The 12,489-nt window shown below is 73.9% G+C and carries 11 protein-coding genes; 3 read left to right on the top strand and 8 right to left on the bottom strand.

All coding sequences use genetic code 11. From position 1 onward, the window contains the following. Nucleotides 1-118: 118 nt before the first annotated feature. Together ACZ56B_RS05935 and ACZ56B_RS05930 are read right to left on the bottom strand one after the other, a co-directional pair. Entirely contained in the window at nt 119-799 is a 681-nt protein-coding gene (locus ACZ56B_RS05935; protein WP_468786685.1) for an RlpA-like double-psi beta-barrel domain-containing protein, read from the bottom strand. 248 nt (nt 800-1,047) lie between these two features. Then, the gene (locus ACZ56B_RS05930) at nt 1,048-1,407 is read right to left on the bottom strand and encodes an ArsC/Spx/MgsR family protein (protein WP_468786683.1); all 360 of its coding nucleotides are present in this window, start codon (nt 1,405-1,407) and stop codon (nt 1,048-1,050) included. Nucleotides 1,408-1,668: 261 nt separating this feature from the next. Here ACZ56B_RS05930 and ACZ56B_RS05925 point away from each other — a divergent pair, with 261 nt between their 5' ends. After that, nucleotides 1,669-1,986, top strand: a complete 318-nt coding sequence (locus ACZ56B_RS05925) for a hypothetical protein (protein ID WP_468786681.1) — start codon at nt 1,669-1,671, stop codon at nt 1,984-1,986. Between the two features lie 69 nt (nt 1,987-2,055). Here ACZ56B_RS05925 and ACZ56B_RS05920 read toward each other — a convergent pair whose 3' ends face one another. Next, nucleotides 2,056-2,376, bottom strand: a complete 321-nt coding sequence (locus ACZ56B_RS05920) for an SCO2583/SCO2584 N-terminal domain-containing protein (RefSeq protein WP_468786679.1) — start codon at nt 2,374-2,376, stop codon at nt 2,056-2,058. Nucleotides 2,377-2,568: 192 nt separating this feature from the next. On the opposite strand from ACZ56B_RS05920, the gene ACZ56B_RS05915 reads away from it, so the two are divergent. Then, nucleotides 2,569-6,855: an nSTAND1 domain-containing NTPase gene (locus ACZ56B_RS05915; RefSeq protein ID WP_468786677.1), complete on the top strand. Its 4,287-nt coding sequence runs from the start codon at nt 2,569-2,571 to the stop codon at nt 6,853-6,855. An 80-nt stretch (nt 6,856-6,935) separates the two neighbouring features. Here ACZ56B_RS05915 and glnA read toward each other — a convergent pair whose 3' ends face one another. Continuing rightward, the gene (gene glnA, locus ACZ56B_RS05910) at nt 6,936-8,345 is read right to left on the bottom strand and encodes a type I glutamate--ammonia ligase (RefSeq protein WP_468786675.1); all 1,410 of its coding nucleotides are present in this window, start codon (nt 8,343-8,345) and stop codon (nt 6,936-6,938) included. A 208-nt stretch (nt 8,346-8,553) separates the two neighbouring features. On the opposite strand from glnA, the gene ACZ56B_RS05905 reads away from it, so the two are divergent. Continuing rightward, a complete protein-coding gene (locus tag ACZ56B_RS05905; protein ID WP_468786673.1) occupies nt 8,554-9,021 on the top strand; it encodes an RDD family protein in 468 nt (155 codons plus the stop codon). An 81-nt stretch (nt 9,022-9,102) separates the two neighbouring features. Here the strand turns inward: ACZ56B_RS05905 and ACZ56B_RS05900 are convergent, their stop codons facing one another. From ACZ56B_RS05900 to lipB, 4 genes are all read right to left on the bottom strand, one after another. Continuing rightward, nucleotides 9,103-9,804 (bottom strand): DUF4191 domain-containing protein, encoded by a 702-nt coding sequence (locus ACZ56B_RS05900; RefSeq protein WP_468786671.1) that lies wholly within the window; start codon nt 9,802-9,804, stop codon nt 9,103-9,105. A gap of 116 nt (nt 9,805-9,920) precedes the next feature. After that, the gene (locus ACZ56B_RS05895; protein WP_468786669.1) at nt 9,921-10,142 is read right to left on the bottom strand and encodes an SCO2195 family GlnR-regulated protein; all 222 of its coding nucleotides are present in this window, start codon (nt 10,140-10,142) and stop codon (nt 9,921-9,923) included. A gap of 264 nt (nt 10,143-10,406) precedes the next feature. Next, entirely contained in the window at nt 10,407-11,372 is a 966-nt protein-coding gene (gene lipA, locus ACZ56B_RS05890) for a lipoyl synthase (protein WP_468786667.1), read from the bottom strand. A gap of 106 nt (nt 11,373-11,478) precedes the next feature. Continuing rightward, nucleotides 11,479-12,276 (bottom strand): lipoyl(octanoyl) transferase LipB, encoded by a 798-nt coding sequence (gene lipB / locus ACZ56B_RS05885; protein ID WP_468786665.1) that lies wholly within the window; start codon nt 12,274-12,276, stop codon nt 11,479-11,481. Nucleotides 12,277-12,489 lie beyond the last annotated feature (213 nt).

Raw genomic sequence — 12,489 nt, 5'->3', positions numbered from 1 at the left:
CCCACTCTCCCCTTCCCCCCCTCCCCCCCCTTCCCCATTCGCGCGACTTCTCTTGCCCCCCCCCCCCCCCCCCCCCCCCCCCCCCCCCCCCCCCCCCCTCCCGGGCGGGGCCGGAGCGTCACCCCACCCTTTCGATCACCGCCCGGCGGATCAGGAACTTGCCGGGCTCCCTGACCTGCTCGAAGGCCGCGTCGTTGAGCAGGACGCAGCTGCCGGACACCGAGGTGACCTCCACCGTCGTGGACTTGTCGTTGTCCAGGTTGGTGACCTTCAGCTTCGTGCCGGCCGGGAACTGGTTGCTGGAGGCGGCCGGCGCGCCCGCCTCGCCGGAGAGGGTGACGGTGGACCCGTTGCACACCTGTTCACCGGAGGCCGCCGCGCCCTGGCCGCCGGGGCTCCGCGCGGCGTCGCCGCCGCCCGCCTGCCGGTCCGGGGCGGGCTGCGCGGGGGCGGACTGCCCGGGCTGCGCGGCCTGGGAGCCCTGAGCCGACTCCCCCACCGCGCACCCGGACGCCTCCTGCTTGCGCTTGATCTCCTCGACGACCGCCTCGCGGTTGGCGATCCGCGCCTCGGACTGCGCGTCGGGTGCGGCCCGCTGGTCCTCGATGAACTTCTGGTTGTTGCCGAGGGCGGTGGCGAGGCCCTGGCAGACGGTCGAGTCCGCCGCCGACTTGGTGACGGGCGTCTGCGCGGCGTTCGACGTGGTCGCCATGACGAAGGCGCCGCCTCCCGCCACCGTCGCGGCGCTCACCAGCAGGGCGAGCTTCTTCTTGGGGCCGAGGGTTCTCCTGCGCGGCATGCGCGCCTCCTGAAGAGGTAGAGGGAGCGTACGCCGCTATGTACGAGATGCCGAACAGGGTTGCTCAGCGGTGGGATCGAATGGCCGAAGTAACCTGCGTCACACGGCGGTCGAGCTGCCGCGGGTCACCCGGTCTCCTCCGGCCTCGTCCGCCGACCGGGACGAGGACGGAGGTGACCGGGTGGACGGACGACCGGGTGAACGGGCGACCGAGGGCCGGGGGAACGGAGGGCCGGGCGGCCGGGCGGCTAGCGGGACAGGGCGTCCCGCACCGCGTCCTGCGTGCGGGCCACGACCGCCGTGCCGTCGTCCGCGGTGATGATCGGGCGCTGGATCAGCTCGGGGTGCCCGGCGAGCGCCGCGATCCAGCGGTCCCGCGCGCCGGCGTCCCGCGCCCACTCCTCGAGCCCGAGCTCCTTCGCGGCGGCCTCCTGGGTCCGGGTGATCTCCCACGGCTCCAGGCCGAGGCGGTCCAGCACCTCGCGGACCTCCTCCTCGCTCGGCACGTCCTCCAGATAGCGGCGGACGGTGTAGTCGGCCCCCTCGGCGTCGAGCAGGCCGAGGGCGCCGCGGCACTTCGAACAGGCCGGGTTGATCCAGATCTCCATGCGGCCCACGGTACCGCCCGGAGGGGTTCCGAAGCCCCGTCCCGGGTCGTGCCGCGGCACGCTCTGTTCGAATTTCCGGGCACCTCACGCGCCCCTCGCGAACCAGGTGTGAAGCTCCGGCAATTCCCTTTCCCACCTGGGCGTTTGCTCGGCTCCGCGGGCTGCCTGGATGTCAGTGCCGGACAGTAGACTGGAAGCAGTGTTCGAGGGAATCGCCGGGGTCGTCGTGGATCCCGGCGACCGCCCTGACGCGACAGGAGGATGCCCGTGCCCGCCGCCCTCAGGCCCAAGCCCCTGCCCACCCAGTCCACCGCGAAGCGTCCCGTCCTGCTCGAAACGCCCTGCGCACCCGTGCAGAAGCGGACGCTGCCCGCGGGCCGTCCGCGGGAGTGGTACGTCGCGCACAACCGCCGGCTCAAGGCGATGCGGCTCGCCATCGCCCTGCTCGACTCCGGCGTCTACCTGCCCGAGCAGGCGCGCGACGAGACGATCCGCAGCACGGCGGAGCTGATCGGCGTGCACCCGCCGTCGGCCGCGACGTGCCGCCTGGTGCGGGCGTTCATGCGCTACGGCCGCTGAGCCGGACGCGGCACCCCGGCACCGCTCCGGTGGGTCACCGCCGGGGTGCCGCGTCCGCCGGCACGCCCGTCAGTACGGGCGGAAGTCGATGTACCCGAGGAACAGGATCACCGCCACCACGCAGCCCAGCACCAGGGCCGTCGACCTCCAGGACGACCGGCCGGGCGACCGCCCGGCCGGTCCCGTGCGCCGCCGGGACCCCCTGGTGTGCTCCGGTTCGGGGCGGAACGGGACCGGTCCGGGCGGGTTGTCCTTCCAGCGCGCGGCGAGCATCCGGGCCCGGGCCGAGGGCTCCTTGTGCTCCGCGCCGTCGGCCCACCGCAGGTCGAACTCGCGCCCCTCGGCGTCGCCCCACTCGCCCCCGCCGTGCCCGCCGTCCTTCTCGGCCATCCCCGTTTCCCCTCTCGAACATTCCGTCGGGAACCAGGATCCCCCCTCCGGTCCCTGCTGTGAAGCGCGGGCCCCGCGCCGACAACCGGTCGCGGAGTGAAGTGAGTTGTGCGCCGGAGCGGCCCCGGGGATGCTTCCGGGGACGGGGGCGGTCCCCGGGGTGGGCGGCGACGGACGGTACAGGGGGAGCGCATGGCGGCCGTACGGGGAGACGAGGACGGGCGCGGACGCACCGGCGCCGGTCCCGACGGCAGCGAGGTCGTGGCGGCGGCCCAGGTGCGGATCCGGACGGCCGGCGAAGCGGTGGCCGGCGCCGGGTTCCTCGTCGACGCCGACCTCGTGTGCACCTGCGCGCACGTCGTCGCCCGGGCCCTCGGTGTCCCGTACCCCGCCGGACGGACCCCGGACGCCGGCACCCCCGTCGAGCTGGACTTCCCGCTGCTGAGGGGCCGCCCGCGGGCACGGGCGCGAGTGGTGTCCTGGCGGCACGGCGGCGCGGACGTCGCCCTGCTCCGCCTCGATGCCGCCGTCGACGGCGCCCGGCCCGTACCGCTGGCCGACGGAACCGGCGTCTGGGGCCACTCCTTCCGCGCCCTCGGCCACCCGGTCGGCGCCGACCAGGGCGTCTGGGTTTCCGGCACCCTGCGCGCCGGACAGGGCGAGGGCTGGGTGCAGATGGAGACCCGGGAGCCGGGACCGCGGATCACGGAGGGGTTCAGCGGCGCGCCGGTCTGGGACGACGTCCAGCACGGCGTCGTCGGGATGACGGTCGCCGCGCACCGGGGCGCGAGCACCGCGTACCTGCTGCCGTCCGCCGACCTCGTCGACGAGGAGGTCCTGCGGCCCCGCTGCCCGTTCCGGGGGCTCGCCGCGTTCACCGCCGACGACGCCGGGTTCTTCCACGGCCGTGACGACGACATCGCCCGCGTCCTCGGCGCCGTCCGGCGCCGTCCGGTCACCCTGGTGGCCGGACCGTCCGGATGCGGGAAGTCGTCCCTGGTGGGCGCGGGGGTGCTGCCCCGGCTGCGGGCCGGGGGGACGGGCGCCACCACGCTGCGGCCGGTGCCGGGCGTCCGCCCGTCCGCCGTCCTGGCCCGTGCCCTCACCGGGCTGCTCGAACCCGGGCTCGGCGAGGTCGCCCGGCTCGCCGCCGCCGAGGAACTGGCCCGCCTGACCGACGCCGGCGCCGACGTGCCCGCCGAACTGCGCGCCCGCGTCCTCGCCCGCGCCGGCGGCCCGGGGCACGTGCTCTTCGTCGACCAGTTCGAGGAGTACGCCGGTGCCGACCCCGCCGCAGGGCGGGACCTGTTCGCCCTGCTCGTCGCCCTCGCGGGCCGGGAGGGGGAGGCGGTCCTGAGGGTCGTGGCGACGGCGCGCCCGGACGCCCTCGACTCCCTCCTGACGCCCGCCACGTCCGACCTCGTCAGCGACGCCGTCCAGTTCCTGGCCCCGCTCACCGGCGACGACCTGCTGCGGGCGGTGACCGCGCCGGTCGACGCCCTGCCCGGCCTGTGGTTCGAACCGGGGCTGCCGGAGCGGATCGTCGCGGACGCGGGGGAGGAGCCCGGGCGGATGCCGCTGGTCCAGTTCGCGCTCACCGAGCTGTGGCGGCGCCGTGCCCGGGGCACGCTCACCCACGCCGCGTACGACGGGCTCGGCGGCGTCGCGGGAGCCCTGGTCGGATACGCCGACCAGGTGGTCGAGGCCCTGACCCCCGCCGAGCGGGCCCTCGCCCCCCGCCTCCTCGTCCAGCTGGCCCGCCCCACCGACGGCGACGGCTTCGCCCGCCGCCCCGCCCGCACCGCCGACCTCGCCCCTCACCTCGCCGACCTCGCCCGTAAGCTGGCCACGCCCGGCAAGCTGGTCGTCCTCTCCCGCCCGCCCGGCGGCACCGAGCGGGACGAGATCGCCGACCTCGCGCACGAGGCGCTGACCGCGCACTGGCCCCTGCTGCGCCGGTGGCTCACCGACTCCCGCGACTTCCGCCGCTGGCAGGAGCAGCTCCGGGCCGACCTGGACCGCTGGGAGGCGCAGGACCGGGGGCCGGCGCGCCTGCTGACCGGGACCGACCTGACGGAGGCCGTCCGCCGCACCGCCGGCCACCCCGACGACGTCACCGACGCCGAAGCGGAGTACGTCCGCCTGAGCCTGCGCCACGCCCGCCGCGGCGCCCGCGTCCGCCGGGCGGCGGTGGCGGCCCTGGCGGCTCTGACCGTCCTCGCGGTCGTCCTCGCGGGGACGACGTACACGAATCTCCGCGCGGTGCGCGACCAGCTCCGCACCCAGGCCGCAGGCCTGCTGGCCCAGAGGGCCGACGACCGCCCCGCCGACGACCCCGCCACCGCGCTCCAGCTGGCCCTGGCGGCCTGGCGCACGAAGGACACCCGGAGAACGCGCCAGGCACTGATGAACCAGTACGCGCGCGCCCCGCAGCTGCTGGGGGCGTACCCGTCGCTGTGGAAGGGCCGGGTGGCCGGCGCGGCCGCCGGCGCGGACGGCCGGGTCCTGCTGGTGCGGTCGAGCCCGACCGACGGGGGAGACCGCTCGCGGCTCACCGTGATCACCGGCGCCCCGGACGGGAAGCCCCGGTCGAGGGAGCTGGCGGACGTCCCGGAGGGCGAACTGCTGACGGCCGTCAGCCCGGACGGGCGGTACGCCGCCGCCGTCGGCGGGGAGAAGACGGTGCGACTGTGGCGGACGGACGGGAGTGCCCGGCCGCGCCTGCTGAGGCCGGGCGGGCAGCCGCTGCCCTCCGAGGCCTTCGGGGCCCTGGACTTCAGCAGCGACGGGGAGCGGCTGCTCCTCATGCTGAACGACAACTCCGGCGCGTGCTCCAAGGGCCACGCGTCCTGCGTGCCGTCCTCCCTGCACGCCTGGGAGACGGGGTCCGGCGACCGCCTGCCGGTGCCCGTGGACATCGTCGCCGGGCAGAACCTGCAGGAAGCCGCGTTCACCTCGGACCCGGACACGGTCGTGACCGTCAGGTGGGAGAAGCGCGGCAAGCGTGCGGAGCTGAGGGACCTCACGACCGGCCGCTCCCGGCACGTCTTCCAGGCGACGGAGGGGACCGGCCTGCGGGCCGGCGGCGAGGCCCTCCTCCTCACCGGGGACACCCCGTACCTCCAGGAGCTCGGCCGCGGCCCGGGACGCCGGGTCCCGTGGACCGGGAAGGGCTCCACCCAGGACGCCACCTTGCGCTACGAGACCGACGACGGGGAGATCGGCCACAGGGTGCCGGCGGAACACGCCTACGAGGAACGGACCCTCGTCGACGCGCACACCCGCCGCACCTACCGCGTCCGGGTCCCGACCGCCGGGAAGGCCTCGTACGACCACAGCGGTCTCACCGCGGCACCCCGAGAGGACGGAGGGCTCACCGTTCTCGTCCCGGTCGGCACCACCCTGCTGGCCGTCCGCGCCGAGCCGACGGGGCCAAAGCGGTTCACCGGAACCGGCTCCGGCGGCCGGTACGCCCTGTCGCCCGACGGGCGGTACGTGGCCAGGGTCGACCTCGGGCGCCTGGAGATGCTCGGCGTCTCCCGCGAGCGGCACGCCGACGTCCCCCTCGACCCGGAGCGCGCCGACGACCTGCGGCCCGTCTGGACGGCCGACGCGCGCCACGTCGTGCTGTGGGACGAGAGCGGGCCGTACCGGGCGTACCCGGTGGCGGGTCCGGGTGACGGCGTACCGCTGCCCCGGGACGGTCACCGGAGCATGAGGTTCGAGGCAGCCGCGGCGCTGACCGGCGGCGAGATCGTCTTCCTGACGCGGGACGGCACGCTCGTCCGCGTCGACGCGGCGGACCCGGACGTGCGCCACCCGCCGTTCCCCGTGCACCCGGGACCCAACCATCAGGAAGGCCTCCCGGCCCTGTTCCGGTCGGGACAGCTCGCCGTCCGGCCCGGGCACCCGGGGCAGGTCGCGGTGGTCACCGTGAACGGGGCCCGGGCCGGCGAGATCCTGCTCTGGGACGTTCGCGCGCCCCGGCGCCTCGCCCTGTTCCGAGGACCGCGCATCGAGGGGAGGGAGGAGGACTGGACCGGTGACCGCACCCTCGCGTTCGACGCGGGGGGAGACCGGCTCGCCGTCCGGCTCGCCGACGGACGGGTGCGGGTGTGGGACGTGGACGGGGAGAAACCGCTCGGGGACGGGGCACGCCTCGAGAGCACCGACACCCTGGCCGGCTTCGGCTCGGACGGCGCCCTCCTCAGCCACGTCCACGACACGGGACGGTTCCGGATCCACGACCGGAAGAGCGGTGACCCGGCCGTCACCGTCCCGGTCACCGGGGACGCCTGGCTGGTGGGACGGAGCGACGGCCGCCGCCTGACCGTGGAGACCGGGCACGTCCGACAGACCTTCGCCCTCGACCCCGGGACCCAGTTCCGCACCCTCTGCGCGGCCGTCGGCCGTGACTACACCGAGGCCGAGCGCGCCCTGCTTCCCGAGGGCACGCCCGACGGGCCGCCCTGCTCCTGAAACGTGGCGGGGGCCCGCCGCCCGGCGGAGGGCGGCGGGCCCCCGGAGGAGGAGCCCCGGGCCGGGAAGCCCGGTGTCCGTCACACGTCGAAGTACAGCTCGAACTCGTGCGGGTGCGGACGCAGCTGCAGCGGGGCGATCTCGGTCGTGCGCTTGAGGTCGATCCACGTCTCGATCAGGTCCGGCGTGAACACGTCGCCCTGGAGGAGGAACTCGTGGTCGGCCTCGAGGTGGTCGAGCACGGCGGCCAGCGTGGTCGGGACCTGCGCGACGTTCGCGTGCTCCTCGGGGGCCAGCTCGTAGAGGTCCTTGTCGATCGGCTCGGCCGGCTCGATCTTGTTCTTGATGCCGTCCAGGCCGGCCAGGAGCAGGGCCGAGAAGGCCAGGTACGGGTTGCCGGAGGCGTCCGGGGCGCGGAACTCCACGCGCTTGGCCTTCGGGTTCGACCCGGTGATCGGGATGCGCATCGCGGCGGAGCGGTTGCGCTGCGAGTACACCAGGTTCACCGGGGCCTCGAAGCCCGGTACCAGGCGGTGGTAGGAGTTCACCGTGGGGTTGGTGAAGGCCAGCAGCGCCGGGGCGTGCTTGAGGATGCCGCCGATGTAGTAGCGGGCGGTGTCCGACAGGCCGGCGTAGCCCTGCTCGTCGTAGAAGAGCGGCTCGCCGCCCGTCCACAGCGACTGGTGGACGTGCATGCCCGAGCCGTTGTCACCGAAGATCGGCTTCGGCATGAAGGTCGCGGTCTTGCCGTTGCGCCAGGCGACGTTCTTCACGATGTACTTGAAGAGCTGCAGGTCGTCGGCGGCCGCGAGCAGGGTGTTGAACCGGTAGTTGATCTCGGCCTGGCCGGCGGTGCCCACCTCGTGGTGCAGGCGCTCGACCTTCAGGCCGACCCGCTCCAGCTCCAGGGAGATCTCGGCGCGCAGGTCGGCGAAGTGGTCGACCGGCGGGACGGGGAAGTAGCCGCCCTTGTAGCGGACCTTGTAGCCGCGGTTGTCCTCCAGCGCGCCGGTGTTCCAGGCGCCCGCCTCGGAGTCGATGTGGTAGAAGGACTCGTTCTCGGAGGTCTTGAAGCGCACGCTGTCGAAGACGTAGAACTCGGCCTCGGGGCCGAAGAACGCGGTGTCCGCGATGCCGGAGGAGGCGAGGTAGGCCTCGGCCTTCCTGGCCACGTTGCGCGGGTCGCGGGAGTACTGCTCGCCCGTGATCGGGTCGTGGATGAAGAAGTTGATGTTCAGCGTCTTGTCGCTGCGGAAGGGGTCGACGCGGGCGGTCGACAGGTCCGGGAGGAGGGCCATGTCGGACTCGTGGATGGCCTGGAAACCACGGATCGAGGAGCCGTCGAAGGCCAGCTCCTCGGCCGGGTCGAACACCTCGGCGGGCACCGTGAAGTGCTGCATCACACCCGGCAGGTCGCAGAAGCGGACGTCGACGAACTTGACGTCCTCGTCCGCGATGAACTTCTTGGCCTCGTCGGCGTTCTGGAACATCCGGCTCCTCCTACTCCCGACCGTCCCGCCGGGGTGGTAGATCGTTCGTGCGGCCAGTGCGGGGGGCACACGCTGCGCTCGACCCTAGGGACGGGTCATTTCTCGGGCGTGACCCGTTTGTTTCACACGCGTTAACCGGCACCTCTCCACGGTAGTCCCGGGTACCCCTCCGTCCGCCGGTCATATCCGGGCGCAGTACCGTGGACGGGTGGACAACAGGCAAGCAATCGGATCGTGGCTGTCCGGGCCCCGCGCGGCCATGGAGGACGCCGGTGCCGAGTTCGGCTACCGGGGCGAGCAGCTGGGGCTGCCGGAGGAGGGACCGGGCTCGATCGCCCGGCCGGGCCGCAGGCTCGGCGCCCTCGCCGTGGACTGGTTCCTGTGCATGCTGATCGCATACGGTCTCCTCGCCGACGGCTACGGCCAGTCGACGGGCAACTGGGCGCTGCTGGTGTTTTTCGTGATGAGCGTCCTCACCGTCGGGACGGTCGGCTCCACCCCCGGCAAGCGGCTGTTCGGCCTGCGCGTGGTCGCCCTCGACACCGGCCGGGTCCACCCGGGCCGGAGCCTGCTGCGCTCGGTCCTGCTCTGCCTCGCCCTCCCCGCCCTGATCTGGGACCGCGACGGCCGCGGACTGCACGACCGGCTCGCCCGCACGGTCGAGGTGCGGATCTGACGCCCGCCGCCCACGGCACGACACGTCGAGGGGGCGCCCGGAGTGATCCGGGCGCCCCCTCGACGTGTGCCGTCACGGGCCTCAGCGGCTCCTCGGTCCGCCCTTCGGCAGCTTCATCCCCTTGGGCATCGGTCCCTTGGGCAGCGGCATGTTGCTCATCAGGTCGCCCAGGGCGCGCAGCCGGTCGTTGGTCGCGGTGACCTGCGGGCCGTTGAGGACGCGGGGCAGCTTGAGCATGGTGGTGCGCAGCTTCTTCAGCTCGACCTGGCCCTCGCCCGTGCCCACGATCAGGTCGTGCACCGGGACGTCCGCGACGATGCGGTTCATCCGCTTCTTCTCGGCGGCGAGCAGGCTCTTCACCCGGTTCGGGTTGCCCTCGGCGACCAGGACGATGCCGGCCTTGCCGACCGCGCGGTGCACCACGTCCTGGTTGCGGTTCATGGCCACCGCGGGGGTGGTGGTCCAGCCCCGGCCGATGTTGTCGAGCACGGCCGCGGCGGCGCCCGGCTGTCCCTCCATCTGCCCGAAGGCGGCCCGCTCGGCCCGGCGCCCGAACACGATCGCCGTCGCGAGGAAGGCGAGCAGGAGGCCCAGGATGCCGAGATAGATGGGGTGACCGATCAAGAAGCCGATCGCGAGGAAGACACCGAAGGTGACGATTCCGACAGCCGCGAGCACAAGACCGATCTTCTTGTCGGCCCTGCGGGTCATCTTGTAGGTCAGGGCGATCTGCTTCAGTCGCCCGGGGTTCGCAGCGTCCGCTGCGGTTTCCTTCCTCGCCATGCCACGAAGTCTACGTGCCTCCGGGAGCGCCGACGACGGCAGTGCCCGAGGGGAGCGGGAAGGGCCGGGCGGGGCCGCCGGGACCGGTGCCCGCCGGCCCGGGGCGGGGCCGGCGGTCAGGGGCGGACGGTCAGGGGCGGGACCGGGGCCGGGGCCGTCTGGTCGAGGACGCGCTGCGCCTCGACCCGGTCCCTGGCCCGGCGGCGGTCCTCCAGCACCGACGTCCAGGCGTTGCGGCGGGCGGTGCGCTGGCCGCCGCTCATGAGGAGCGCCTCGACGGCGCGCAGCGCGGTGGTGAGGGACGGGATGGCGGTGGCGCGGACGGGAGCGGCCTGCATGGCGGAGGTCCCCCTCGGTGCTCCGGGTACGGGTACGTCGTGTGATTCCAGGGTCACTGATCGGTGTTACCAGGGCGTGACCGGCCGGTCAAACAGGCATGAAGCCCCGCGGGCGGACCCGGAACGCCGACGCGGCCCCGACCGTCGCCCTCACCTGCGAGGACGGTCGGGGCCGCGTGCTCTCGGCCACTACCGGCGGGTAGCTCCTTGTGCGTGACTTCACACGCCGTGCCCCCGGCAGGGGGCGGGACCGGTGACGTCGCGTCAGACGGCCTGGGAGGCCACGTACGCGCCCCGCTTCTCGACCGCCATCCGGTACAGCCGGCCGGCGCGGTACGAGGAGCGGACCAGCGGGCCGGACATCACGCCGGAGAAGCCGATCTGCTCGGCCTCCTCCTTCAGCTCCACGAACTCGGCCGGCTTCACCCAGCGCTCGACGGGGTGGTGGCGCACCGACGGGCGCAGGTACTGGGTGATGGTGACCAGCTCGCAGCCGGCGTCGTGCAGCTGCCGCAGCGCCTCGCCGACCTCCTCGCGGGTCTCGCCCATGCCGAGGATCAGGTTCGACTTGGTGACCAGGCCGTAGTCCCGGGCGGCGGTGATGACCTTCAGGGAGCGGTCGTAGCGGAAGCCGGGGCGGATCCGCTTGAAGATCCTCGGGACCGTCTCGACGTTGTGCGCGAAGACCTCGGGGCGCGAGGAGAAGACCTCCTCGAGCTGTTCGGGGACCGCGTTGAAGTCCGGGGCGAGCAGCTCGACCTTGGTGCGCCCCTCCTCGCGGTCCGCGGTCTGCGCGTGGATCTGGCGCACGGTCTCGGCGTACAGCCAGGCGCCGCCGTCCTCCAGGTCGTCGCGGGCGACGCCGGTGATGGTGGCGTAGTTCAGGTCCATGGTGACCACGGACTCGCCCACGCGGCGCGGCTCGTCGCGGTCGAGGGCCTCGGGCCTGCCGGTGTCGATCTGGCAGAAGTCGCAGCGCCGGGTGCACTGGTCGCCGCCGATGAGGAAGGTCGCCTCGCGGTCCTCCCAGCACTCGTAGATGTTCGGGCAGCCGGCTTCCTGGCAGACCGTGTGCAGGCCCTCGCGCTTGACGAGGTTCTGCATCTTGGAGTACTCGGGACCCATTTTCGCCCGGGTCTTGATCCACTCGGGCTTGCGCTCGATGGGGGTCTGGCTGTTGCGGACCTCCAGGCGCAGCAACTTGCGTCCGTCGGGTGCGACTGCGGACACGTCGGCTCCCTAGCTTCGATTCTTCGGCGTACACCAGGGTACGCCCGTGTTCATGGGGCCTGCCCCGTCGGATCAACCTCCGACAGGCGGGTTCCCTTCCCGTCGGTCAGGCGGTCGCCCGCTCGACCTCCCGCGGCTTCGGCTCCGCGTTCTCCAGGACGTCCCGCAGGTGCCGCTCCACGACCGGCAGCACCTCCTCGACGGTGATGTCGCGGCCCAGTTCGTCCGCCAGCGAGGCGACGCCCGCGTCGCGGATGCCGCAGGGGATGATCCGGTCGAACCACTGGTTGTCGGGGTTCACGTTGAGCGCGAAGCCGTGCATGGTGACGCCCTTGGCCACGCGGATGCCGATCGCGGCGATCTTGCGGTCCTCGCGGCGCTGGCCGGCGTTGGAGGGCGCGTACTCCGGGCCGTTGAGGCGGGGGTCGAACTCGTCGTCGTTCAGCCGGGGGTCGAAGTCCAGGGAGAGGCCGCCGAGCGCGGGGCGCCGCTCGACCGGGTCGCCCAGCACCCACACCCCGCTGCGGCCCTCGACCCGGGTGGTCTCCAGGCCGAACTCCGCGCAGGTGCGGATCAGCGCCTCCTCCAGGCGCCGGACGTGCGCCACCACGTCCACCGGGCGGGGCAGCTTCTGGATCGGGTAGCCCACCAGCTGGCCGGGGCCGTGCCAGGTGATCTTCCCGCCGCGGTCCACGTCGATGACCGGGGTGCCGTCCAGGGGGCGCTCGCTGTCCTCGGTGCGCCGGCCGGCGGTGTAGACCGGGGGGTGCTCCAGGAGGAGCACGGTGTCCGGGACCTCGTCGGCGAACCGCGCCGCGTGCACCCGGCGCTGCTCGTCCCAGGCCATCCGGTAGTCCACGGCCTCGGCCCCGAAGCCCATCCGGACGAACCGCACCTCACTCACGGCAAGCGCCTCCCTCGAAGGTCGTCAGGCGCGAAACGCACCCACGCCACTGTACGACCGTACGACCGGTCCGGGGGGGGGGGGGGGGGGGGGGGGGGGGGGGGGGGGGGGGGGGGGGCCCCGGGGGGGGGGGGGGGGGGGGGGGGGGGGGGGGGGGGGTGTGAGGGGGGGGTGGGGGGGGGGCGGGGTGGGAGCCCCATGGGGCGTGGGGGA

This window comes from Streptomyces sp. NPDC034670, from assembly GCF_055574875.1.
The sequence above is the reverse complement of the archived record's forward strand: the minus strand, read 5'-3'. Positions and strand labels throughout refer to the sequence as shown.

Bases quoted from the DNA above. Each gene is read 5' to 3' on its own strand.
- ACZ56B_RS05935 (WP_468786685.1), bottom strand. From the start codon at position 799: ATGCCGCGCAGGAGAACCCTCGGCCCCAAGAAGAAGCTCGCCCTGCTG.
- ACZ56B_RS05930 (WP_468786683.1), bottom strand. From the start codon at position 1,407: ATGGAGATCTGGATCAACCCGGCCTGTTCGAAGTGCCGCGGCGCCCTC.
- ACZ56B_RS05925 (WP_468786681.1), top strand. From the start codon at position 1,669: ATGCCCGTGCCCGCCGCCCTCAGGCCCAAGCCCCTGCCCACCCAGTCC.
- ACZ56B_RS05920 (WP_468786679.1), bottom strand. From the start codon at position 2,376: ATGGCCGAGAAGGACGGCGGGCACGGCGGGGGCGAGTGGGGCGACGCC.
- ACZ56B_RS05915 (WP_468786677.1), top strand. From the start codon at position 2,569: ATGGCGGCCGTACGGGGAGACGAGGACGGGCGCGGACGCACCGGCGCC.
- glnA (WP_468786675.1), bottom strand. From the start codon at position 8,345: ATGTTCCAGAACGCCGACGAGGCCAAGAAGTTCATCGCGGACGAGGAC.
- ACZ56B_RS05900 (WP_468786671.1), bottom strand. From the start codon at position 9,804: ATGGCGAGGAAGGAAACCGCAGCGGACGCTGCGAACCCCGGGCGACTG.
- ACZ56B_RS05895 (WP_468786669.1), bottom strand. From the start codon at position 10,142: ATGCAGGCCGCTCCCGTCCGCGCCACCGCCATCCCGTCCCTCACCACC.